This window comes from Solimonas sp. K1W22B-7 (assembly GCF_003428335.1).
In the GTDB taxonomy this organism is placed as follows: domain Bacteria; phylum Pseudomonadota; class Gammaproteobacteria; order Nevskiales; family Nevskiaceae; genus Solimonas_A.
Window position 1 is genome coordinate 494,709 of the sequence record NZ_CP031704.1, and the last position, 23,146, is coordinate 517,854.

The 23,146-nt window shown below is 67.8% G+C and carries 22 protein-coding genes; 10 read left to right on the top strand and 12 right to left on the bottom strand.

What is annotated here, in order from left to right; genetic code table 11:
* Positions 1 to 37 precede the first annotated feature (37 nt).
* A complete protein-coding gene (locus D0B54_RS02415; RefSeq protein WP_162932145.1) occupies positions 38 to 754 on the top strand; it encodes a LexA family transcriptional regulator in 717 nt (238 codons plus the stop codon).
* A gap of 57 nt (positions 755 to 811) precedes the next feature.
* Here D0B54_RS02415 and D0B54_RS02420 read toward each other — a convergent pair whose 3' ends face one another.
* Positions 812 to 1,240 carry a MarR family winged helix-turn-helix transcriptional regulator gene (locus tag D0B54_RS02420; RefSeq protein WP_117288843.1) on the bottom strand — a complete coding sequence of 143 codons (429 nt, stop codon included), beginning with the start codon at positions 1,238 to 1,240 and terminating at the stop codon, positions 812 to 814.
* A gap of 74 nt (positions 1,241 to 1,314) precedes the next feature.
* Here D0B54_RS02420 and D0B54_RS02425 point away from each other — a divergent pair, with 74 nt between their 5' ends.
* From D0B54_RS02425 to D0B54_RS02435, 3 genes are all read left to right on the top strand, one after another.
* A complete protein-coding gene (locus tag D0B54_RS02425; protein WP_117288845.1) occupies positions 1,315 to 2,502 on the top strand; it encodes an HPP family protein in 1,188 nt (395 codons plus the stop codon).
* Positions 2,503 to 2,661: 159 nt separating this feature from the next.
* Complete coding sequence (locus D0B54_RS02430; RefSeq protein ID WP_117288847.1) at positions 2,662 to 3,243, top strand: HD domain-containing protein; 582 nt, start codon at positions 2,662 to 2,664, stop codon at positions 3,241 to 3,243.
* Positions 3,244 to 3,317: 74 nt separating this feature from the next.
* On the top strand, positions 3,318 to 3,821 hold the full coding sequence (locus D0B54_RS02435) for a carboxymuconolactone decarboxylase family protein (RefSeq protein ID WP_117288849.1): 504 nt from the start codon (positions 3,318 to 3,320) through the stop codon (positions 3,819 to 3,821).
* Between the two features lie 23 nt (positions 3,822 to 3,844).
* Here D0B54_RS02435 and D0B54_RS02440 read toward each other — a convergent pair whose 3' ends face one another.
* The 4 genes from D0B54_RS02440 to D0B54_RS02455 all read right to left on the bottom strand — a co-directional run bounded on the left by D0B54_RS02440 (position 3,845) and on the right by D0B54_RS02455 (position 8,657).
* Entirely contained in the window at positions 3,845 to 4,825 is a 981-nt protein-coding gene (locus D0B54_RS02440; RefSeq protein ID WP_117288851.1) for a formylglycine-generating enzyme family protein, read from the bottom strand.
* Complete coding sequence (locus tag D0B54_RS02445; protein ID WP_117288853.1) at positions 4,822 to 6,570, bottom strand: arylsulfatase; 1,749 nt, start codon at positions 6,568 to 6,570, stop codon at positions 4,822 to 4,824. Before D0B54_RS02445 ends, D0B54_RS02440 begins: the two co-directional genes overlap by 4 nt.
* A 112-nt stretch (positions 6,571 to 6,682) precedes the next feature.
* The gene (fghA, locus tag D0B54_RS02450) at positions 6,683 to 7,534 is read right to left on the bottom strand and encodes an S-formylglutathione hydrolase (protein ID WP_117288855.1); all 852 of its coding nucleotides are present in this window, start codon (positions 7,532 to 7,534) and stop codon (positions 6,683 to 6,685) included.
* 13 nt (positions 7,535 to 7,547) lie between these two features.
* The gene (locus tag D0B54_RS02455) at positions 7,548 to 8,657 is read right to left on the bottom strand and encodes an S-(hydroxymethyl)glutathione dehydrogenase/class III alcohol dehydrogenase (RefSeq protein WP_117288857.1); all 1,110 of its coding nucleotides are present in this window, start codon (positions 8,655 to 8,657) and stop codon (positions 7,548 to 7,550) included.
* A gap of 143 nt (positions 8,658 to 8,800) precedes the next feature.
* Here D0B54_RS02455 and D0B54_RS02460 point away from each other — a divergent pair, with 143 nt between their 5' ends.
* Both D0B54_RS02460 and D0B54_RS02465 read left to right on the top strand, forming a co-directional pair.
* On the top strand, positions 8,801 to 9,220 hold the full coding sequence (locus D0B54_RS02460; RefSeq protein WP_117288859.1) for a DUF1801 domain-containing protein: 420 nt from the start codon (positions 8,801 to 8,803) through the stop codon (positions 9,218 to 9,220).
* 28 nt (positions 9,221 to 9,248) lie between these two features.
* Positions 9,249 to 10,883, top strand: a complete 1,635-nt coding sequence (locus tag D0B54_RS02465; RefSeq protein WP_117288861.1) for an MFS transporter — start codon at positions 9,249 to 9,251, stop codon at positions 10,881 to 10,883.
* A gap of 11 nt (positions 10,884 to 10,894) precedes the next feature.
* On the opposite strand, the gene D0B54_RS02470 is transcribed toward D0B54_RS02465, so the two are convergent.
* The 3 genes from D0B54_RS02470 to D0B54_RS02480 form a co-directional block, all read right to left on the bottom strand.
* Positions 10,895 to 11,371, bottom strand: a complete 477-nt coding sequence (locus tag D0B54_RS02470) for an RES family NAD+ phosphorylase (protein WP_117288863.1) — start codon at positions 11,369 to 11,371, stop codon at positions 10,895 to 10,897.
* Positions 11,371 to 12,129, bottom strand: coding sequence for an antitoxin Xre/MbcA/ParS toxin-binding domain-containing protein (locus D0B54_RS02475; protein WP_117288864.1), 759 nt, complete (start codon positions 12,127 to 12,129; stop codon positions 11,371 to 11,373). Before D0B54_RS02475 ends, D0B54_RS02470 begins: the two co-directional genes overlap by 1 nt.
* A gap of 159 nt (positions 12,130 to 12,288) precedes the next feature.
* Positions 12,289 to 13,185: an alpha/beta hydrolase gene (locus tag D0B54_RS02480; protein WP_117288866.1), complete on the bottom strand. Its 897-nt coding sequence runs from the start codon at positions 13,183 to 13,185 to the stop codon at positions 12,289 to 12,291.
* A gap of 267 nt (positions 13,186 to 13,452) precedes the next feature.
* On the opposite strand from D0B54_RS02480, the gene D0B54_RS02485 reads away from it, so the two are divergent.
* Positions 13,453 to 14,937, top strand: a complete 1,485-nt coding sequence (locus D0B54_RS02485) for an MFS transporter (protein ID WP_117288868.1) — start codon at positions 13,453 to 13,455, stop codon at positions 14,935 to 14,937.
* Positions 14,938 to 14,990: 53 nt separating this feature from the next.
* Here the strand turns inward: D0B54_RS02485 and D0B54_RS02490 are convergent, their stop codons facing one another.
* From D0B54_RS02490 to D0B54_RS02505, 4 genes are all read right to left on the bottom strand, one after another.
* Positions 14,991 to 16,154 (bottom strand): MFS transporter, encoded by a 1,164-nt coding sequence (locus tag D0B54_RS02490; protein ID WP_117288870.1) that lies wholly within the window; start codon positions 16,152 to 16,154, stop codon positions 14,991 to 14,993.
* A 491-nt stretch (positions 16,155 to 16,645) separates the two neighbouring features.
* Positions 16,646 to 17,704: an alpha/beta hydrolase gene (locus D0B54_RS02495; protein WP_117288871.1), complete on the bottom strand. Its 1,059-nt coding sequence runs from the start codon at positions 17,702 to 17,704 to the stop codon at positions 16,646 to 16,648.
* Between the two features lie 258 nt (positions 17,705 to 17,962).
* Positions 17,963 to 18,745 (bottom strand): alpha/beta hydrolase, encoded by a 783-nt coding sequence (locus tag D0B54_RS02500; protein ID WP_117288874.1) that lies wholly within the window; start codon positions 18,743 to 18,745, stop codon positions 17,963 to 17,965.
* Positions 18,735 to 20,231 carry a flavin-containing monooxygenase gene (locus D0B54_RS02505; RefSeq protein WP_117288876.1) on the bottom strand — a complete coding sequence of 499 codons (1,497 nt, stop codon included), beginning with the start codon at positions 20,229 to 20,231 and terminating at the stop codon, positions 18,735 to 18,737. Before D0B54_RS02505 ends, D0B54_RS02500 begins: the two co-directional genes overlap by 11 nt.
* A gap of 104 nt (positions 20,232 to 20,335) precedes the next feature.
* Between D0B54_RS02505 and D0B54_RS02510 the strand changes: the two genes are divergently transcribed.
* From D0B54_RS02510 to D0B54_RS02520, 3 genes are all read left to right on the top strand, one after another.
* Complete coding sequence (locus D0B54_RS02510) at positions 20,336 to 21,355, top strand: AraC family transcriptional regulator (RefSeq protein ID WP_117288877.1); 1,020 nt, start codon at positions 20,336 to 20,338, stop codon at positions 21,353 to 21,355.
* A gap of 153 nt (positions 21,356 to 21,508) precedes the next feature.
* Complete coding sequence (locus D0B54_RS02515) at positions 21,509 to 21,967, top strand: hemerythrin domain-containing protein (protein WP_117288879.1); 459 nt, start codon at positions 21,509 to 21,511, stop codon at positions 21,965 to 21,967.
* A gap of 103 nt (positions 21,968 to 22,070) precedes the next feature.
* Complete coding sequence (locus tag D0B54_RS02520) at positions 22,071 to 23,090, top strand: IS30 family transposase (RefSeq protein WP_117288881.1); 1,020 nt, start codon at positions 22,071 to 22,073, stop codon at positions 23,088 to 23,090.
* Positions 23,091 to 23,146: the final 56 nt, after the last annotated feature.

Here is a 23,146-nt window from a genome sequence, read left to right on the forward strand (position 1 = left end):
TTGACAATCATTAGCGATGCTAATACTCTCGGCCCCCATGAAGCGCAGAGAGCTCTCGCCTCACGAAAAGGCGGCCGCCCTGGAGTTGCGGCGTCTGTGGGATGTCCAGAAGGGCCCGCTGGGGCTGACCCAGGAGCGGGTGGCGTTCCAGTTCGGCTGGAAACAGCAGAGCGCCGTCAGCCAGTACCTCAACGGTGTCATCCCGCTGAACCTCGAGGCGCTGGTGAAGTTCTCCGACCTGCTGCGCGCGCCGGCGGAGGAAATCTTTCCCGACCTGGCGAGAAAGCTGCCGAGGGGTGCCACCGTGGAATCCCTGGGGATCAGCCTGACGTCCGACGTGGTCTACGTGTCCAAGGTCACCGGCGCCAAGCTGGCCGGCGGGCGCGGCGAGATCATTCACGATTTCGAGGAAGTCGATAAATCGCATTCCTTCCGGCGCGAGTGGATGGCGCAGGCGGGGCTCAGCCCCGACAAGTGCAAGCTGTGGGACGTTACCGGCGACAGCATGTCGCCCACCCTCAACCACGGCGACAGCGTGATGATCCACACCGCCGAGCGCGAGGTGGTCAGCGGCAAGGTCTATGCGCTGATCGCCGAGGATGGCATGCGGGTGAAGCGGCTGATCCGCCGCGCCGATGGCATCGTCGTCATGCACAGCGACAATCCGATGCAGCACCTCTACCCGCCGGAGCCGATCCTCAGCGAGACCGTGGCCATCTACGGCCGGGTGGTCTGGAAGGCTGGCAAGCTGTAGCGGTCTCCTGCCCGGGAAATATCAGCGTCGCTGATTTTCTCCAAGGCCGCGGGGAACTCAGAGCCGGTCGTTGAAGGCCGGGATATGCGTCACCCGGAACACCCCGGAGAGCGACTGCAGCTCGGCCCGGTGCAGCGCCACCAGGCGCCGCAGGCAGGCCTTGCCCTTGCTCGTCAGCCGCACCTGCACCTGGCGCCGATCGTCCCTGGCGCGCGTGCGCCGCACCAGCCCCGCCGTCTCGCAGCGCGTCACCAGCGCCACCGTGCCGTGCTGCTGCATCTGCAGGCGCTCCGCCAACTCGCCCACCAGTGCCCAGTCGCGCTCCGGGTTGCCCTGGACATGCAGCATCAGCTGGTACTGCAGCGCCGTGATCCCCTCCGCCTGCGCCGCGTCCTCGCTGAAGCGCAGGAAGCGGCGCAGCTGGTAGCGGAATTCGGACAGGGCCTGGTAGTCCTGCGGGGTCGGGGGCGGGGTGGGGCGAGGCATGGGATGAAGCTCCGGCAATGGCGCCGATATATCACAACATGATGTAATCGCGCCCCTTCATTTCACTGCTCCCCATGAACAAGCTGCTGCCCTCCTGGCTCAGGAGCCTGCTGCCGCCCCGGGCCTCGGTCAGCCAGGCCGAGCGCCTGCGCTCCGGCACCGGCGCACTGCTGGGGGTGCTGATCGCCGGCCTGGCCAGCACCGCCCTGCTCGGCGCCACGCCCGGCGCGGTCTGGCTGATCGCGCCGATGGGCGCCTCGGCGGTGCTGCTGTTCGGCCTGCCCGCCAGCCCCCTGGCACAGCCCTGGTCGGTCCTCGGCGGCAACCTCGTGGCGGCGCTGATCGGCGTGAGCTGTGCGCGCTACATTCCGGTGCCGGCGCTGGCGGCCGCGGCGGCCATCTTCCTGTCGATCGGCGCGATGTTCGCGCTGCATTGCCTGCATCCGCCCAGCGGGGCGGTGGCACTCACCGCCGTGCTCGGCGGCAGCCAGATCGAGGCGCTGGGCTACGGCTTCGTGCTCGAGCCGGTGCTGCTCAACAGCCTGCTGCTGCTGGGCGTGGCCGTGCTCTACAACAAGGCGGTCGGGCGCCGCTATCCACACTCGCAGCAAGCCGAGGCGCCGCATCCGCACCAGACCGCCGACAGCCTGCCCACGGCGCGCCTGGGTTTCACCAGCGAAGACCTGCAGGCCGTGCTGCAGGCCCACGACCAGGTGCTGGACATCAGCATCGACGACCTCGAGGACCTGTTCCTGCGCACCGAGCGTCATGCCCACCGCCGCCGCTTCGGTGAAACCCGCTGCGGCGACATCATGGCGCGCGACATCGTCACCGTGGAGTTCGGCAGCAGGCTGGCCGAGGCCTGGCAGCTGATGCGGGCCCATGCGGTGCAGGCGCTGCCGGTAGTGGACCGCGGGCGCCATGTCATCGGCATCGTCACCCGCTCGGATTTCCTGCGGCATATCGATCCCCTGCAGCTGCCGGGCATGGGCGCGCGCCTGCGCGCCTTCCTCAGGTACACCGAGCACACCCACACCGAAAAGCCGGAGGTGGTGGGGCAGATCATGAGCGCGAAGGTGAAATCGGTGCAGGACAGCACCCCCATCGTCGAACTGGTGCCGATGATGTCCGACGCGGGCCTGCACCATGTGCCGGTGGTGAACGCCGAGCGCAAGCTGGTCGGCATGATCACGCAGACCGACTTCGTCGCCGCCCTGTACGAAACCAGCCTGGCGCAGCTCGGCGAACCCGCCGCCGCCTGAGCGGACGCGGCGCGGGCGCTGTAGAATGAACGTACCCGGTGCAATGCCGGGCGCCGCAAATCCGTTGTGCCATCCTGATGTGAACCCAAGCTGTGCCGGTACTGCCGGCGCGACAGAGGCTGTTGTGTCCCGCCGTCGGCGGGCCGAAGGAGAAGAGCAATGCTGGACGAGAAATTCGAGGAAGCGCTGGGTTTTGCCGCGCGCCTGCACAGGACGCAGCGGCGCAAGGGCGTGGACACGCCCTATGTCGCGCACCTGATGAGCGTGTCTGCGCTGGTGCTGGAATTCGGCGGCAACCAGACGCAGGCGATCGCCGCGCTGCTGCACGACAGCGTCGAGGACCAGGCCACCGCCTTCGGTGGCGCCGACAGGCTGCGCGAGGAAATCCGCGTGCGCTTCGGGGACGAAGTGCTCGCCATCGTCAACGTCTGCACCGACGCCGACGTGGACCCCAAGCCGGAGTGGTGGGAGCGCAAGCGCAACTACGTCGCCCACGTCCGCGAGATGGACATCGCGGCTGCGCTGGTGAGCGTCTGCGACAAGCTGCACAACGCCCGCTCCATCCTTTGCGACATCCAGCGGGCCGGGGCCGACGATGTATTCGCGCGCTTCACCGGCGGGCGCGAGGGCACGCTGTGGTACTACGAGGCGCTGGCGCAGGCGTTTGCCGAGGCGCTGCCGGGGGATGCCAGCCGCGAGCTGGCGGCCACCGTGGCGGCCATGAAGACCGCTGCGGGCTGACGCAAAAGGACGAGGAAGCGCCGTGCCGGCGGTGCTGGAATGCCTGGGTGATCCCCTGAGTGAGGAGCCGGGCCATGAGCAGCACCGCCACGCGGCGCGAGGAACTCAACCTCCGCATCCAGTCCTTCAGCGCCGAGTTGCGGCAGGGCACGAAGCTGTCGCCGCGCCTGGTGGAGTTGCTGCGCCTGCGCATCGCCTTCCACAACCAGTGCCGGCCCTGCATGTCGGTCCGTTACGGCGCGGCGCTGGATGAAGGGCTCAGCGAGAGCATGGTCTGCTCGCTGGAAAAGCCCGAGGAGGCCGCCGACCTGGGCCCGGCCGAGAAAGCCGCCCTGGCTTTCGCCGACCGCTTCGCCACCGATCACCTGTCCATCGACGCCGCGCTGCTCGGCCGGCTGCGCGAGCACTTCGCCGAGGACGAGCTGGCAGAACTCGGCGCGCTCGCCGCCTGCTTCGTCGGCTTCGGGCGCATGGGCGCCGTGTTCGATGGCGGCGAGCAATGGCCGGTGGGGCCGCGCAAGGCCGATGGCACGCGGCTGGCGCCCTGGGAAGTGGCGGAGCCCTTCGTCGTGCGCTAGGGCCTGTTAACCCTAAGGCGCTTTCAGTCCCTGGCGACGGTGCGGAAGCCGAGGTGGGTCGTCGGCAGGTCCGGCTCCTGGGGGTGTCTGGCGCTGGCGCGGGATCGCACGCAGTAGTTGTCCGCGCACAGGAAGGAGCCGCCCTTGATGACCCGGGGCGCCGACGGCGTGGCGGCAGCCGCGACGGCGTCCAGTCGTCCCCGGTAGAGGTCCGTGGTCCACTCCCAGACGTTGCCGATCATGTCGTGCAGGCCATAGGGGTTGGCGGCGAAGCAGCCCACCGGCGCGCGCCCCGGAAAACCATCGTCACCGCGATCCTCGATCGGAAAAAGGCCCTGCCAGACGTTCGCCTGCGGACGCTGGCCGGCGTCGAGCAGGGCCGCGTCGGCGGCCGCGTTGCTGCGCCCCGCACGCGCCGCGAACTCCCACTGCATCTCGCTGGGCAGTTCGCGCCCCAGCCAGGCGGCGTAGGCCTGGGCGTCGGCCAGGCTCACGTTGACCACCGGAACGTTGTCGCGGCCCGCGATCGAGCTGTCCGGGCCTTCCGGATGGCGCCAGTCCGCGCCCTTCAAGAGCTTCCACCCGCTGCCTGGTTCCAGTGCCGCCGCATCCGGTGGCGGCACCCGGAAGACCGCCGTGGCGCCGGTGCGCTCGGCCTCGGTCACGTAGGCGGTCGCCGCGACGAAGCTGGCGAATTGCGCATTGCTGACTTCGGTGCGGTCCATCCAGAATGCATCGACGCGGGTATCGACGAGAGGGCGCTCGTCGGCATAGCCGCGCAGGCTGCCGCGCTCGAAGCGGCCGGCGGCCACGCGGAGCATGCCCGCGCGCGGGGTCACACCCCAGCCCCGCGGCAGTCCCGAGTAGTCGCGGCAGGCAGCGGGGCTGCCCAGCGGATCAGGTGCGGCACCCGTCGCGGGGACAGCCGGCTGCAGCGCATGCAGTCCCAGGCCGGCACCCAGCGCCGCCAGGGCCAGGATCGCGGCCCCGGCGGTGGTTCTCACTGCTGCAGGTCCGGCAGCGCAACGCCCACGCGCTCCACGTAGGCACGCCAGTCGGCCAGCAGGCCGTCGAATATCTCGCTGTACTCGTCGGTCGGCGCCGGCAGCGCCAGCGTGCTGACGCTGCGCGTGGCCAGCAGCGTGGTTTCACCGCGATCCTGGTCCACGTTGTAGAGCTGCCAGTCCTGGTTGGCGAGCAGGCCGCCGGCAAACGGCAGCGCATCGGCGCGCGTGATCTTCCAGGGACCGCGACGAACGTAGCGGTGGTTGTAGACCTCGCCGGCAAAGACCGCGTCCGCGGCATGCGCCGCAGCCGTTTCCCCGCGCAGCAGCGGCAGCAGCGAGCGGCCCTCCAGCGGCGCTACCTCGCGCCCGTGGTACTGCGTGCCCGGATTGCCCATGCCGGCAAGTTCCAGGATCGTAGGCGCCAGGTCGAGCACCGATGCCAGCGCGGGCAGCTTGCGCGACGCGCCTGTTGCGTGCGGCAGCTTGACCAGCGTCGGCGAGGATATGCCGCCCTCGGCAGTGAAACCCTTGAACATGCGGAACGGCGCGGCGCCCGCGTCGGCCCAGCCGACGCTGTGATAGATGAAGGAACCCTGCCTCCCGTAGTTTTCCAGCGAATTGTCCAGGTAGCCGCTGGGCGGTATCGGGTAGCCATTGCCGTCGGCACCGTTGTCCGACAGGAACACCACCAGGGTGTTGTCGTACTGGCCGATGTCCTTCAGGTGGCGCAGCAGCCGGCCGACGTTGTCGTCGAGGTTTTCCAGCATGCCCGCGAACACTTCCATGCTGCGCGCTTCCTGGCGCCGCTCGAGCGGCGTCAGCAGGCCCCAGGGGCGGTGCAGCAGCGGCCCCGGGATGCCGTAGCTGGGCGTGCCGATCGGCGTGCCCGGGTGCACCTTGAAGTCCGCGGGGATGATCCCCAGTGCCTTCTGCCGGCCGATGCGCGCCTCGCGGATCGCGCCGTAGCCCGCGTCATAGACGCCGCTGTAGCGGTCCAGGTATTGGTCGGGCGCCTGGATCGGCCAGTGCGGCGTCTGCACGGCGTAGTACAGGAAAAACGGCTTGCGGTCGCCGCGCTGCTCGTCGACGTACTCGATCAGCTTGTCGGCGTAGTGGTCGGCCGTGAACTTGCCCGGCGCCAGCGTCGCCGGCTCGCCGTTCTCGAAGAACACCGGGTCCGCTGAGTTCTCCAGGCCCGCCTGCGACCCGAAGTTGTTGGCGTTGCCGAGCGTGCCGGCGAGCGCGAAGGATCGCTCGAAGCCCCAGCGCTCGGGTCCCGGCTCGCCCAGGTGCCACTTGCCGGCCATGTAGGTGTGATAACCGCCGTCGCGCAGCAGCTGCGCGATCGTGCGCGCCCTGTGGTTGAACTGCCCCTCGTAGCCCGGCTGGTCCGTCTGGTAGGGCAGCACCAGGTCCACCAGGCTGCCGATGCCGACCAGGTGATGATCCGCGCCGGTCAGCAGGTTTGCGCGCGTGGTGGAGCACAGCTGCGTGACGTGGAAGTTGGTCAGCACCTGGCCGTCGCGCGCCAGGGCGTCGATGTTCGGCGTGCGGATTTCGCTGCCGAAGGCACCGAGGTCGGAGTAGCCCAGGTCGTCGGCGAGGATCACCACGATATTGGGGCGGCCCCTGGCGGCCCCCGCCTCGGGTGCCGAGGAATTGCCGCAGGCCGCCAGCAGCGCCGACACCGTCAGCGCCGCCGCAATCCGTCTCAGCGGCCACGCCACCGGGTTCACACGCATGTTCTTTTGGTCCAGCCTAGGGAGCGCGGCAGCTTAGGGCCGCGTCTCGCTGGCTCAAAAGAACATCAAGTCATTTGGTTATGCGGCGGAGCCCGGGCCTGGACAGCGGCCGCTAGTGCGACAGCTGGGCGGCGTGGAAGCGCAGGTGATCGTCCATGAAGCTGGCGATGAAGTAGTAGCCATGGTCATAGCCTTCATGGCGGCGCAGGCGCAGCGGCTGGCCCACCGCGCGGCAGGCCTGCTCGAAGCGTTCCGGCAGCAACTGCTGCTGGTGCAGGAATTTGTCCGCCAGACCCTGGTCCACCAGGATCTCCGGGAACGGCGGCCCGCCCGCCGCCGCCATCAGCGCGCTGGCGTCATAGGTCTGCCAGGCCTCGCGGTCCGCGCCCAGGTAGCGGCTGAAGGCTTTCTCGCCCCAGGGGCAGAGGCTGGGCGCGCAGATCGGCGCGAACGCCGAGACCGAGCGGTAGACGCCGGGGTTGCGCAGCGCCAATACCAGCGCACCGTGGCCGCCCATCGAGTGGCCGAAGATGCCCAGGCGCGAAGCATCGGCCGGGAAATCCGCCAGCACCGTCGCACGCAGCTCCTCCCTCAGGTAGTCCTCCATCAGGAAGTGCGCCGACCACGGCGCCTGTGTGGCGTTGAGATAGAAGCCTGCTGCGGTGCCGAACTCCCAGTCGTCGGCCTCGCCGGCGATGCCGGTGTTGCGCGGGCTGGTGTCGCAGCTCACCAGCATCAGGCCCAGTTCCGCGGCCAGGCGCTGCGCGCCGGCCTTGATCATGAAGGTCTCTTCCGTGCAGGTGAGCCCGGCCAGGTAGAACAGCACCGGCACCTTGCCGGCCCGCGCCTGTGGCGGCTGGTACACCGAGAAGCGCATCGGCAGGCCGATGCGCGCCGAATGATGGCGATAAAAGCCCTGCGTGCCGCCGAAGCAGCCGTGTTCCGACAGCGTCTCGATGCTCATGCGCGATCCCGGCTCAGAACACCACCACGCTGCGGATCGACTTGCCCTCGTGCATCAGGTCGAAGCCCTTGTTGATGTCCTCCAGCTTCAGCACATGGGTGATCATCGGGTCGATCTCGATCTTGCCGCCCATGTACCAGTCCACGATCTTCGGCACGTCCGTGCGCCCGCGCGCGCCGCCGAAGGCCGAGCCCTTCCACACGCGCCCGGTCACCAACTGGAACGGCCGCGTGGAGATTTCCTTGCCCGCCTCGGCCACGCCGATCACGATCGACTCGCCCCAGCCGCGGTGGCAGGCCTCCAGCGCCTGGCGCATCACGGTCGTGTTGCCGGTGCAGTCGAAGGTGTAGTCCGCGCCGCCGTGGGTCAGCGCCACCAGGTGCTGCACGATGTCGCCCTCGATCTTCTTCGGATTGACGAAGTGCGTCATGCCGAAACGGCGGCCCCATTCTTCCTTGTCGTCGTTGATGTCCACGCCCACGATCATGTCGGCGCCGACCATGCGCGCGCCCTGGATCACGTTGAGGCCGATGCCGCCCAGGCCGAACACGATCACGTTGGAGCCCGGCGTCACCTTGGCCGTGTTGATCACCGCGCCGACGCCGGTGGTGACGCCGCAGCCGATGTAGCAGGCCTTGTCGAACGGCGCGTCCTCACGGATCTTCGCCACCGCGATCTCCGGCAGCACCGTGAAATTGGAGAAGGTCGAGCAGCCCATGTAGTGGTAGATGGGTTGGCCCTTGTAGGAGAAGCGCGTCGTGCCGTCCGGCATCAGGCCCTTGCCCTGCGTCGCGCGGATCGCCGTGCAGAGATTGGACTTGTGGCTGGTGCAGGTCTTGCACTGCCGGCACTCCGGCGTATACAGCGGGATCACGTGATCGCCCGGCTTCACGCTGGTGACCCCCGCGCCCACCTCGCGCACGATGCCCGCGCCCTCATGGCCGAGGATCGACGGGAAGATGCCTTCGGAGTCGAAGCCATCCAGCGTGTAGGCGTCGGTGTGGCAGATGCCGGTGGCCATGATCTCGACCAGCACCTCGCCGGCCCTGGGGCCGTCCAGGTCCAGTTCCACGATCTCCAGGGGCGTTTTGGCGGCGAAGGCGACGGCGGCGCGGGTTTTCATGCGGGTCTCCGGGGGTATTGCGAAGATTGTAGCCCTCTGCGGGGGCGCCGCAGGCTGGACCCGGGCGCGAGGTACGCGGCAACATGCGTCCGGAATGCAGGCGGATAAAGATGTGAAGAAGCCGTGAATTTCAGGAGAAGGACATGAAGAAGCCGGGTTCCACGGAAGGACAATCGCCATCCGCCCTGATCGACCAGCGGATCGCCGAACTCGGCGACTGGCGCGGGGAAACCCTGGGCCGGATGCGCAGGCTCATCAGGCAGGCCGTTCCCGACGTCGTCGAAGAATGGAAGTGGATGGGCACCCCGGTCTGGGAGCGCGATGGCATCCTCTGCACCGGCGAGTCCTACAAGAAGGCCGTGAAGCTCACCTTCGCCAAGGGCGCAGCCCTGAAGGACCCGGCCGGGCTGTTCAACGCGAGCCTCGACGGCAACGTACGCCGCGCGATCGACATCCACGAAGGCGAAGCAGTGGACGAGTCCGCCTTCAAGGCGCTGCTGCGCGAGGCGGTGGCCTTGAATGCGGCCGGCAAGGCGAAGGCCCCGAAGAAGGGGAAGGCCTGACGGGCGGGAACACAGGACAATGGCGCCCATGAAAGACGACAGCGCCTTTGCGCCCTTCCGGCATGCCACCTTCCGCGAGCTGTGGCTCGGTACCACGGTGTCCAACACCGGCAGCCTGATCCAGGGCGTGGCGGCGGCCTGGACCATGACGGCGATCTCCACGGCCGACCACGTCGCCCTGGTGCAGACGGCGAGCTTCCTGCCGGTGGCGCTGCTGGCCCTGCCGGCTGGCGCGCTGGCCGACATCCATGACCGGCGCAAAGTGCAGATGGCGGCGCTGACGCTGAGCCTGGTGGGCGCGGCGCTGATGACCCTGGTGTCGCTGCTGGGGATGATCACGCCCTGGGTCCTGCTGGGCTTCTGCTTCCTGGTCGGCTGCGGCGGCGCGCTGGCGGCGCCGGCCCGCGGTGCGTCGGTGGCCGAGCAGGTGCCCAAGCAGCTGGTGCCGCAGGCGGTGGGGCTCAACAACATCAGCTACAACCTCGCGCGCAGCGTCGGGCCCGCCGTGGGTGGCCTGATCGTCGCCGCCGTGGGGGCGACGGCGGCCTTCGCCGCCAACGTCTTCTCCTACATCCCGATGCTGGTGTCGCTGCAGCGCTGGAAGCGCCCGGCCGAGGTTTCGCGCCTGCCGCCCGAGGGCCTGCTGCGCTCGATCAGCATCGGCGTGCGCTACGTCGCGCACATGCAGCCGGTGCGCCGCACCATCGGGCGCTCGTTCACGGTCTGCCTGATGGGTGCGGCGCTGCTGTCGCTGATGCCGCTGATCGCACGCGACCTGCTGGGCGGCACGGCGCGCAGCTACGGCCTGCTGCTGGGTTGCTTCGGCATCGGCGCAGTGTCCGGCATCTTCGTGCTGCACCCGCTGCGCGCCCGCCTGGGCAACGAGAACACGGTACGTCTCTGCTGCCTGGTGCAGGCGCTGTGCCTGGCCGTGCTCTCGCTCAGCCGCAGCACGGCGCTGGACATCGCCGTCCTGCTGCCTGCCGGCATGGCCTGGATGGTGCTGACCACGACGCTCGGCGTGGCGGTGCAGCTGTCGGTGCCGCGCTGGGTGGCGGGCCGCGCCATCGCCATGTCCAGCGCGGCTACCTCGCTGGGCGTTGCCGTGGGCGCCTGGCTATGGGGCCTGATGGCGAAGGAGACCGGCGTGGCCGAGGTGCTGCTGTGGGCGGCGGCCGGCATGGCACTGTCGCCGCTCATGGGCATGTTCCTGCGCGTGGCCGAAGGCACGGCCTCGCCCGAGCCGGACGACCGCCCGATGGCGGACCCGGAGGTGAGGCTCGGCATCGGCGGCAGCAGCGGCCCGGTCAGCATCGAGCTGCAGTACCGCGTGCCCCAGCGCAGCGCCGAGGACTTCTACGGCCTGATGCGCGAGATCCAGCTGTCCCGCACGCGCAACGGTGCCTACGACTGGTCGCTGTCGCGCAACATCGCCGATCCGGAACTGTGGTCGGAGCGCTTCACCTGTCCCACCTGGGACGACTACCTGCGCCTGCGCGGCCGGCGCACGCTGGAAGACAGCCGGCTGCAGCAGCGCGCGCTGCAGATGCATGTCGGGCTCGAGCCGATCAAGGTGCAGCGCTGGCTGGACCGCCCGTCGGCGTCGCTGCAGTGGCGCGAGGAGCGGGCGGACAGCAGCGGCGCGATGGGGCAGCCGATGTGAGGGGAGGATGGCTACCTGCTGCGCAGCAGCAGGTCATACTCGAATCTGCGAATGACCGCTGCCGAAATTTTCTTCCAACGCCGATGCTTGCAGTTGATCAGGATATTCGCTTCTTCAGGGACAATCACTGAAGGGACCTGAAGCAGAAGCGTCGACTTGCCGGCATACCATTTCGAACTCGCCTCCACGCTGGTTACCCCATGGGGAATGGCACACCACGATGCCGACAGCATGTCCGGTGTGAAGATCGTTCGCGCGTTCCAATCATCGTCCGGCACTTCCAGCTTGAGAAGGAATTTATTGAGCGGAAAGCCACCGGTATCGAGATGCGCCGTGGTCTCCAGAACCGCCAAAGCAATAGTCGGCGCGGTATACAACACGAACTGCTTCTCGGCGTTCCACCTTCCTGGAAATTTCGCCGCTCCACCACCCCCCAGATCGTTTGCGGGGAACTCCTTCGACTCTGTCGCGATGCGCCAGAGGATCATCAGAGGTAGGCTCCGCTGCCAATGGCACCGAGAACGCGGGAAACAAGCTCTACCCCCGCAGGCGTCGACAGCAACTCGGCGGGCTTCTTTCCCCCCAGTGCGGGTTGCGGGAGCATGATCCACTTTCCAAACCACGCTTCGACATCGAAGTCCTGCATCTGGACGTCGGGCAACAGGTCCCTGGCCTGCCCGATGAGGCGCATGGCATCGATGACCGCGATGCTGCCAGCCGTATCCAGCGGCTCCTTGCGCGACAGTTTTCGCTTGGCAGTGGTGGGGGGAATACCCAGATAGCGGAACAGGTCGTTTGCAGGCAGCCGGGTGCCCTCGCTAAGCGCACGGACCCATTCGGCGTTCACGCCCTCGCGCTGAGCGTCGTGAACCTCCGTAAGCGGCGCGACAAGTGCATATGCGCCCAGGGTCCTCAGTTTGTTCGCCGCTTCATGCTGCCGTGGCGCCGCACCCACCACGACATTGAAAGGGATGAGGTCGTCGTTCGCGTCAAAGGCATGCAGATTCCCAAACCGGTCCGGGATGATCTTTACGGATCCGATGGCCTTGGGATGGCGCACGACATGAAATGCAATGCCGCTTGCGGTCTTGATCTTTGCCCGACCCAATTTCTTGCGAGCAGCCAGGCGAGCCAGGCGGGACTCGGCCTTCTTTACTGTCGTCTTGGCCTGGGCCTGCACGATGGGCCCCAGGCTTGTCCGCTTGGCCGGCTTGGGTGGGCGGGCTGCCTTTTCGAGGGTGGACATGACTGACTCCTGACTAAATGGTCTTCAGTATAGGTCCATATAGTCCAATGCGTAAAATTGCCCCGCCGGCCTCAGCCGGCTGCAGCAGCGCGCGCTGCAGATGCACGTCGGGCTCGAGCCGGTCAAGGTGCAGCGCTGGCTGGACCGCCCCTCGGCGTCTCAGCGCCCGGGCGCGTTCAGCCAGCCGGCGATATCCGCGACGGCCTGCTTGTGGGCGGCAGAAGGCTCGAAGCCGAGGAAGCCGTGCTGCTGCCCGGGATAGCGCTTCACCTGGGCGTCGTTGCCGGCTTGCTGCATCAGGCGCGCGTACTCGGCCGCCTCGTCCTTGAGCAGGTCTTCCTCGGCAATCACGAACAGCGCCGGGGGCAGGGCCTGCAGGTTCGCCACCCGCAGCGGCGTGGCCAGCTCGTGCGAACTGGCGCCGGCGATCCACAGCGGGCTCTTGCGCAGGTAGAAATCCCAGAGTTCGGTCATCGCCTTGTGCGTCAGGTTGAAGCCGCGTCCGCCGTGGGTCCTGTACGACGGCCACTGCGCAAAGCCGCAATGGTCGGTCACCGGGTAGATCAGGACCTGCCCCTTGAGCAGGCCCGGGTGCAGCGTGCGCGCCTGCTGCGCGGTCACGGCGGCCAGGTTGCCGCCGGCGCTGTCGCCGCAGAGCACGATGCGGTCCGCGTCGCCGGAGAGGCGGGCGGCATGGGCCCTGATCCAGACCAGCGAGGCCAGGCAGTCCCTGATCGGGATGGGGAAGGGGTATTCCGGGGCCAGGCGGTAGTCGAAGGCCACGAGCAGGTGCCGGCTCTGCGTGCAGAGATCGCGGCACAGGGGATCGTGGGTATCGAGGTCGCCGCCCACCCAGCCGCCGCCGTGGAAGAAGTGCAGGATCGGGAACGGCCCCCTGCCGCGCGGCGTGTAGATGCGAACGCCGATACGGCCGCCCTCCACCGGCATGGTCTCGTTGCTCAGCTCCAGATCGGTGGCGAACTTGCCGCGCCACTTGAACTTCAGCAGCACACGGATGAACCAGCGGAAGAAGCCGAGCCTCAGCGAGTCGTACATGGGGTGCGGACCTTGGGTCTGGAACGGGGCGGATTCAGGGCCGGCCGGGCCGAGCAGCACCGCGCGCCGGGTTTGTTGCCCGCAGCAATCTACCGCCGGGCGGGATGGCCCCGGCCCCGTCAGGATGGGAGGGGCCCCTGGGCGCGCCGACCCCTGTCGGGCCGGCAGCGGCGGTCTGCCCTCCCATTCCGCAAGGGCGCGCGCGGCCGGAGCCCGGCTAATATCGGGCCAGCTTTTCTCCGGCCTCGGCGGCCGCAAGGGGTATGCATGTCGTTGAGCGATCTCCCCGGAGGCGTGGCGAACAGCGCCCGGCTGCGCGACACCCGTCTGCCGCTCGGGCTCAAGCTGGCCTACGCCAGCGGTTCCTTCGTGGACTTCACCGTCAACACGGTGCTCAACGTCTTCCTGCTGTTCTATGCCACCACCGCCTGCGGGCTCTCGGCGGGGCTGGCGGGCGGCGCCCTGGCGTTGGCCCTGGTGATCGACGCCGTGGCCGAACCGCTGATCGGCCTGTTTTCCGACAACCATCACTCGCGCTGGGGCAGGCGCCTGCCGTTCATGCTGGTGGCCACGCCGCTGCTGATGATCGGCTTCGTGCTGCTGTTCTCCCTGCCGGACACCGACAGCCAGCTGCTGCTGTTCGCCTCGCTGACCTGCGCCGGCGTGCTGGTGCGCGTCGCGGTGTCGCTGTTCAACCTGCCGTTTCTCGCTGCCGGCGCCGAACTCACCGACGACCAGGCCGACCGCGCGCGCATCATCGCGCTGCGCTGGGCCATCGGCATGATTGCCTCCTTCATCGCGGTGGCCATCGGCTTCAGCGTGTTCTTCAAGGAGGAGGGCAGCATCGCGCAGCGGCAGCACTACGCGCCCTTCGCCATGACCCTGTGCGTGATCATGCTGATCGCGGCCGTGGCGTCGATGGCGGCCTTGCGGCGCAGCATGAATCGCCAGCACCCCACGACCGCGCTGCGCGGCAGCCTGGTCAGCGCCATCGCCGCAGACCTGCGCGAGCTGTCCCGCAGCCGCAGCTTCCGCGTGCTGTTCGGCGTGGCCCTGCTGTTCGCCACCGCGCAGGGGGTCACGCAATCGCTGGGCCTGCACGCCAATACCTTCTTCTGGCACCTCAGCACCGAGCAGACCCAGCTCATCACGCTGTCGCTGGCCCTGGGCCAGGTACTGGGCGCGCCCTTCGCCGGGCCCGTGATCACCCGGATCGAATACCGCACGGTGGTCTTCATCGGCATCTTCGGCATCATCCTGATGCAGGCGCTGCCGGCCACGCTGAAGCTGCTGGGCGTGCTGACGCTGCAGGGCCAGCCCCTGGCCGAGCTGCTGGCCGCCGTGGCGCTGTTCGGCGGCGCCATGACCTCCATCGCCGCCATCGCCCTGCTCACCATGATCACCAACGCCGCAGACGAGCACGAGCACCGCTTCGGCGTGCGCCGCGAAGGCTCCTACTTCGCCGGCTGGTCGTTCGCCACCAAGGCCGCCAGCGGCCTGGGCACCCTGCTGTCGGGCCTGGCGCTGCAGGCCATCGCCTTCCCGGTGCAGCAGACCAAGGAGCTGGGTCTCAAGGTCGAGCTGCCCCAGGCCACGAGCGACGCGCTGGGGCTGTTCTACGGCCCCGGTGCAGCGGTGCTCTCCGTGGCCGCCGCGCTGCTGCTGCTGGCCTTCCGCCTCGACCGGCGCACCCATGCGTCGATCATGGTGGAGCTGCATGCACGGCGTGAAGTACAGGCCCAGCCGGCCTGAGGCCCGGTATCGAGGGGCTCACTGCCTCCGGCAGCGGCCCTGTTCCGTGCCTCTCAGGCTTCCTTGGGTTCGGCGTCCCGCAGCAGCGACGCGCCCGCAGTGAGCAGGCTCACGCTGAGCCCCAGCAGCGCGATCACGAAGAAGGACAGGCGCATGCTGGTGGCCTCGGCGATGTAGCCGATCAGCGGCGGCGCGGCCAGGAAGCCGAAGAACGCCAGACCTGACACGGTGGCTATGGCCATGCTCGGGCTGCCGATGCCGGAACGGCCGGCGGTGCTGTACAGCACCGGGATCACGGTGCTGACGCCGAAGCCGGTGATCATCAGCCCCAGCGTGGCACAGGCGATGCTGGGCAGCAGGGCCGCCAGGCCCAGGCCGGTGAAGATCAGCAGGCCGCTGGCCAGCAGTACCCGGCGGCTGCCGTAGCGATGGGTGAAGCCATCGCCCGCGAAACGGCCCAGCGCCATGCACAACATGAACGCGGCGTATCCGAGCAGCACCAGGTTCCCGGACGGACGCACCACCTGCTGGAAGTAGACTCCACTCCAGTCGAACATGGTGCCCTCGGCGGCCAGCACGCAGAAGCCGATTGCGCCCAGGCGCAGCAGCGCGGGGTCCGGCTTGCTGAACAGCGGCACGCGATCTTCGGCGCGCGGCGCGGCGTGCGCGATCAGCGCCTGCGCGTTGAACCAGGTGCCGATCGTGACCAGCACGCCGACGAAGAGGAAGTGCGGTGCCGGGCCGATATCGAGTGCGCGCATCAGCATGCCCAGGGCGGCGCCACTGAAGCCGGCGATGCTCCAGCCGCCGTGGAACGAGGCCATGATCGGGCGGCCGTAGATCCGTTCCACGCCCACCGCCTGCGTGTTCGTGGCCAGGAAAACCAGATTGCTGATCACGCCGAGCAGGAACAGCATCACGGCGAGTTGCCAGGCGGCTGCGGCGCGGCCCAGGAAGAAAAGCAGCAGCGCGTAGGCGGTCGTGGCGACCAGCAGGACCCGCCGGCTGCCGAAATGGGTGACGAACTGACCGGCGACCGGCACGAAGACCAACTGGCCGATCGGCGCGGCCAGCAGCAAGGTGCCCAGCGCCGCGTCGCTGAGTCCGAGCGCCCGCTTGAGATCAGGGATGCGGCTGGCCCAGGACGCGAAGCACAGGCCCGTGGCGAAGAAGAAGTAGAAGACCGAGGCGCGCAGGCGCGCGGGAGAGGGGGTCATGCGGACTCATGACGCCAGGGCGCTACTGCTTGCATGTGGATTCGGCAATCTCTCGCAGGTCTATTTCATCGGCCAGGCGCGGGTAGCCCGCGGGGGCATGTGGAGCCCATCGCCCGAGTTGTACTCAGCGATGGTATGAACGATTCGGCCCCGCAGTTCCCCTCCTGGAAGGAGGGGTGAGCCGGTGCTGTCATGGACTGCCTTGAATGGCAATCCATGCCGGCGAACACCCGCACATGGAGCGTTTGGCCTTGGCGCAAAGGTATTTGGCTTAACAGGATAGTGACTCAACGCCGCTTCCTGTTAAGCCAAATACGGGCCGGGGCTGGCTGAGCGAACTGAAATCCTGCCACCGTTCTATTCCCGCTCCCGCTGGCGGGAGAGGGTGAGGGTGGTGCATGATGAAACCCCTCGAGGGTTGTGCGGAACGCCGGCCAGCAGGGCGCGTCCAGACCCGCCTGTCGCGTCACTCCTCTACTTCCTCCGCTCCGCTAAGGGTCAAGCGGCGTCACCGCCCCCGCCTGCGCAAACTGCTTCTCGAAGAACCGCGCCATCATCCCGAAGGCCTCCCCGGACTCCGGCAGGTCGAGATAAGCCCAGTGCGCATGCGGCATGCCCTCGAACACCACCAGGTCGGCGTCCACGCCCACGCGCAGCAGGGCGCGATGCAGCAGGGCGGTCTGGCTGAGCAGCAGGTCGCGTGTTCCAGAAATGAGCAGGGTCGGCGGCAGGCCCTTCAGGTCCGCGAACAGCGGCGACAGCAGCGGGTCGTTCAGGTCCTTCTTGTCGCCGACGAACTTGCCGAGTTCCTCGTCCAGCACCTTCTTGGGCGGCGCCCCGATCAGCGGGTTGAGGTGCAGCATCGATTCCCCGCGCCGCGAGAAATCGCTGATCACCGAGAAGATGCCCAGCGCCGCCGGCATGGGAATGCCCTGTGCCTTCAGCCGCACCGCCATTTGCGCCGTCAGGGTCGCGCCGGCCGAGGTGCCGAACACGATGATGTCGCGCGGCGGGTGCGTCTCCAGCAGCTTGCGATACACCGCCAGGGCGTCGTCGGCGCTGGCCGGGTAGGGGTGCTCCGGCGCCAGCCGGTAGAGCACCGCGATGACCGTGCGGCCGGTCAGCGCCGCCATGGGGATGGTCTCGGTCAGCGAGCCGGAGTCCAGCACGAAGCCGCCGCCATGAAGATTGAGCAGCAGCTGCGTGGGGTGGCGCTTGCCGCGCGGCTGCACCACCAGCACCGGCACGCCGGCGATCTCGGATTCGGACACATCCACCACCGAGCCGTACTTCTTGTTCAGGGTCTCGCCGAAGCGGTCCTGGTACAGGCTCAGTGCCTTGCGCTTAAGCGCCATGGGTATGCCATCGACATTGGGTAGCGAGGGCGGGTTGGCGAAAAGCGCCTGGGCTTCGGCGCTGACGGTGTTGATCGGCGTCATCGGCGTGACCGCGGGGGCGGAGGCTTCCGGGGTTTCCGGCGCGCGGCTGCAGCCGGCCGCGAGCAGGGCCAGGGCGATGAGGCTGGGGGCCAGCCGGGGGCGGAGAGTCATGGGTGCGGCCTCGGGAAGAAGAGTCTCAGCCGAGGCTAGCACCGGGGATTTTGCGAAAAGCCTCCTCGATTGGGGGGCTGGGTGTGGTGCTCACCCGGAGGCGCAGCTCGCGTAGATACTGTTATCCCGATCAAGCCCCATGCAGGGCAGCGACCAAAAAAGGGGACGGACTGGAGTGCCCCAGGTTTGACGGACACCGTAAACAGAATTGCAGGGGCCAGGTGCGACTTCCTGAAAACGTCGAGCCTGGCCCCTTCTTTAACTCCGCTGCGCGGCCCCGATGCCGCAGACCCAGTCCGAGAATTCGGCGGCCACCTGCTCCCAGCCCTTGTCGAGCATCAGGTTGTGCGCCATCCCCGGATACAGCCGCGCTTCCACGCCATAGGCCTTCGCCGTGCCGTGCACGATGTCGGGTGGAAAGATGACGTCGAGCTCGCCGCCGATCACCCACTTCGGCAGTGCCGGGTCGGCGCGCCTGGGTCGCGGCAGGTCGAGGAAGATCATGTCGAGGAACGCGCGGAAGGATTCGTTCGTCATGGGCCGCCAGTACTCTTCGACGGTGCGCGCATCGAGCCCGCTGCTGTAGAACAGCGCCTGCGCGAAGCGCGGCTCGCGAACGAGGTAGTACAGGTCCATCCCCGCCACCGCGCGCAGCAGCTCCAGCGGCCGCGTGCGCAGCAGGTGCAGCACCACGTTGATGACCCCCCGCGGCGGCGCGGCGGCGACGAGCACGGCGCCGGCGAGGTTCGCCGGCCGCCGCTCCATCAGCTTCTGCACGGTGAAGCCGCCCATGGAGTGCCCCGCCACCACCACGGGTCGCGGGCTGCGGGCGACGGCGGCCTCCACGGCGTCGGCGTACTCGCGCACCGACGGGTAGCCGATGCGCTGCGGGCCCGGTTTGCCGCCATGGCCCGGCAGGTTCAGGGTCTCGACCTGATGACCCCGCTCGCGCAGCCAGGGTGCGAACTGGCGCTCCCAGCACCAGGCACCATGCCAGGCGCCGTGGACGAGCAGGATCGGCGGCGCCGCCTCAGGCCGCACGGCGCAGCACCTTCGGCTGGGCGGCGGAGTGCGGCGGCTGCGCTTCCAGGTGCGCCGGGTCGGCGATGGCGGTGCGCAGCATCATCTCGCGGTCTTCCTGGTAGTGGTGCCGGACGATCCAGGGCATGGTGCGGCCCTGGCGCGGCAGCAGGTGCCGGGCGCGCTGCACGTAGCCGGCGTTGAGCTGGTCCAGCACGCTGGTGTCGAGCCGCACGTTGTCGCGGTCACGCGGGATGACCACGGCCTGGTCGTGCTGGTCCATGTGCGCGAACAGGCGGCAGAGGTAGAGGCTGGACATGTCGGCCTTCATCGTCCACGACAGGTTGATGTAGCCGAAGATCCAGGCGAAGTTCGGCAGGTCCTGCAGCAGCACGCTCTTGTAGGCCATCTTCTCGGCGACGTTGTAGGGCGCGCCGTCGACACGCAGCGCCATGCCCCCGAACATCTGCACGGAAAGCCCCGTGGCGGTGACGATGATGTCGGCCTCCAGCACCTTGCCCGAGGCGAGGCGGATGCCGGTGGCGGTGAAGCGGTCGATGCCGTCGGTGACCACGTCGGCGCGGCCCTTGCGGATGGTGGTGAACAGGTTGGCGTTGGGCACGGCGCAGAGGCGCTGATCCCAGGGCCCGTACTGGGGGTTGAAGTCCTTCATCGTGAAGCGCTCGCCGAGATGGCGCTTGGCCTGGCCGACGAAGAAGCGGCGCATCGCGTTGGGGAAGCGCTTGCAGAGCTTGTAGGTGGTCTGCCAGATCTCCAGGTTGCGCTTGCGCGCCAGGGCATAGCTCCAGCCCTCGGGGAGTACCTTGTCGAGCACCTGGGTCATGCGGTCCCAGCCCGGCAGCGAGAAGATGTAGGTCGGCGAGCGCTGCAGCATGGTCACCTGGGAAGCCTTCTCGGCCATCGCCGGCACCAGGGTCACCGCGGTGGCGCCGCTGCCGATCACCACCACCTTCTTGCCGCTGTAGTCGAGATTCTCCGGCCACTGCTGCGGGTGGATGATCTGGCCCTGGAACTGCTCCTCGCCCTTGAAGGCCGGGCGATAGCCCTGGTCGTAGTTGTAGTAGCCCTGCGCGCTCACCACGAAGCGGGCCTGGTAGCTGCGCTTCTCGCCGCTGGGCTCATGCGTGGCGCTGATGGTCCAGAGCTGCGATTCGCTGTCCCAATCCGCCGCCGTGCAGTGGATGCCGTACTCGATGCGCTCGGCCACGCCGAAGTCGCGCGCCGCATCGCCGAGGTAGTTGCGGATGCTGGTGCCGTCGGCGAGCGTGCGGTAGTCGCGCCAGGGCTTGAACTGGAAGCCGTAGGTGAACATGTCCGAGTCCGAGCGCACGCCCGGGTAGCGGAACAGGTCCCAGGTGCCGCCGACGCGCTTGCGGCGCTCCAGCACCAGGAAAGACTTGCCCGGCTGCTCGGTCCTGAGCCTGCAGGCCATGCCGATACCGGACACGCCGGCGCCGATGATCACTACATCCAGAACCTTGCTCACTGATTTCTCCTCACTGCGGTTTCGAGCTTTCGGGTGGACGCATCTTCGGCAAGTTCTCCCGTCGGCGCTTGACTTTTGGAGACAGGTTCTTTGCAATTGGAGACATGTCGACCCTAGTCCGGGCCGCCGGCATGCGCGGGGCCGCCGAGGCGCTGCGCGAGCGCGGCATGGCCATCGAACCGCTGATGGACCGCCTGCAGATTCCCCGCGCGGCCCTGGCCGACGAGGAACTGCGCATCTCGCTGCCGGCCTATGGCCAGCTGATGGAACTGGCCAGCGAGGCTCTCGCCTGTCCCGATCTCGGCATGCAGATCGCCGAGCGGCAGGACATCGGCATCCTCGGCCCGCTGGCGATCGCGGCGCAGAACGCCTCGACCATGGGTGAGGCGCTGAAGGTGATGAGCGGCTTCCTGCACACGCACTCCAACGGCATCCGCCTGAGCCTGCATCCCGAATCGCCGCTGCCCGGCCAGACCAGCCTGCGCATCACCCTGATCACGCCGAGCTGGCAGACGCGCCGGCAGATGATGGACCTCTGCCTGGCCGACCTGCATCACTTCGTCGCCTTCCTCGCGCAGGCCCCGCCGCCGCTGCTGAACGTCACCCTGCCGCATACGCCGCTGGCCTCGCCGCAACGCTACGCGGAGTGCTTCGGCCACGCCGTGGAATTCGGGCGCCCCCATGCCGACCTGGTCGTGCCCAGCGGCTTCCTCGCCCGGAGCCTCAGCGGCACGGTGGCCGCGCTGCACCGCCTGAGCCTGGAATACCTGAAGCTCGCCTTCGAGGGTGGCGGCAAGACCATCGGCGAACAGGTGGAGGAAATCCTGCGCCGCGCACTCTCCAGCACCCGCGGCAGGCGGGAGGTCGTCTCACGTCTGCTGGGCCTGCACCCGCGCACCCTGCAGAGACGGCTGGAGGCCGAGGGGCTGGTGTTCTCCGACATCGTCGATGCCGTGCGCCGCGACCAGGCGCGGCACTGGCTCACCGAGTCCGACGTGCCCCTGGCCCACGTCGCCGACATCCTCGGGCTGGCCGACCAGGCCGTGCTGTGCCGCAACTGCGCGCGCTGGTTCGGGCGCTCGCCCTCGGTGATCCGCGCGCGGGGCGTGTCGGTGGCGCGCTAGGGCCTGTTGACACTACGGCAGTCGCTGCAGGAAACGATCCCGCCTCGGCGATGTCTGGATCATATGAAGGGCTGGAGAAATGAACCTGTCCTCTTCTCACGTCCCCCTTCTGGCCGGATGCCCACGGATCGCTACTGCTTCAGGAGAAAACCGATGAGCGAAACCATCTTCGAGGCGCTGCGCGAGAGCCACGACCGTCAGCGCGCCCTGTGCCGGAAGCTGCTGCGGTCAAAGGCGCACACCGCGCAGCGCACGCAGGCCTTCACGGAACTGCGGATCGAGCTTGCCGCCCATGCGGCGGCCGAGGAGCGCCATCTCTACGTGCCGATCCTGATGGAAGACATGGGCCTGTCCCCGGCCCGGCATGCCTTGCATGAGCACCACCAGATGGACGAACTGGTCGAGGACCTGCAGGTACTGGATCACTCGGGCCGTTCCTGGGTGGCCAGCGCACGCAAGCTCTCGGACAAGGTTCACCATCACCTGCGTGAAGAAGAGAAGAAGTTCTTCCAGGTCTCCGGAAAAATCCTCGACGACGTGCAGAAAGTGCGGCTGGCCAAGCGGTATCGCAAGGAGTACGCGAGGATGGTGGCGTCGCTTGCAAGCGGCTAGGGCCGCTTCGATTCAATCGAAAACTGCTACACCCGTCATGCCGGCGGAAGCCGGCACGTGAGTTCACAAACCAAATGCAACACCCTATTACGAGGGTGCTGCAATGGGACGCAAGAGCTTTGAGCAGTTTGGAATCGAGGAACGGTGTGAGATTTCCCGTCGGCGCCAAGCCGGGGAGTCGATCCGGCAAATTGCGGCAGCTCTGGATCGCGCGCCATCGAGCATTTCTCGGGAACTGAAGCGCAACACTGGCGCGACGGGCTACCAGAGCGTCTATGCCGGCGAGCAAGCTCGGGCGCGCCGCTGGCAAGGTAGCCGGCTTCTGCGTGATGCCGAGCTGCAAGCCAGGGTTCTGGAGGGATTGCGCCGAGGCTGGTCTCCCGAGCAGGTATCGCGGCGGCTGGCTCAGCAGGATCTGCAGATCAGCTACGAGAGCATCTATCGCTTCATTGCCGCCCAGATCGCCCGGACCAACGACTTTTCCTGGCGTCTCTATCTGCCCCGTGCCAAGAGCAAGCGCGGCTTCCGTGGCCGCAAGGGCGGCAGCCCGGCAGAGCACATCCAGCAGCGGGTTTCGATCGAAAAGCGCCCCAAGGCTGCGGCTGACCGGCGCCAGGCGGGACACTGGGAAGCCGACCTGATGCTCTTTGCGCGCTATGGCCAAGCCATCCTGACCCTGCATGAGCGAACGTCCCGGCTGACCGCCATCGTCCGCCAGCCCAGCAAGGCCGCTGCGCCGGTGGCGCAAACCCTCCAGGCCTTGCTGGCCCCACTGCCCCCAGCCCTGCGCCGCAGCATCACCTTCGACAACGGCACCGAATTCGCCTTGCACTACACCCTGCATCAGCCCCTGGGCTTGCAGACCTATTTCTGCGATCCGCATTCCCCCTGGCAGAAGGGTGGCGTCGAGAATGCCAACGGGCGTTTGCGCCGCTGGCTACCCCGGGGAACCAACGTCGAAGACCTCTCACCAGACCAACTCTTGCAGATCGCTCAGATCTACAATCACACGCCACGCAAGTGCCTCGGCTTCAAAACCCCAGCCGAGGTCTTCGCCAAAGTGTTGCATTTCAAATGTGAATCCACCGCATCCAGTCCCGCAACATCAGCCAACGCTTCCTGACTGGATATCGGCTTTCGCCGGTATGACGTTCTGCATGCAGTGACGCCCAAAAGGAA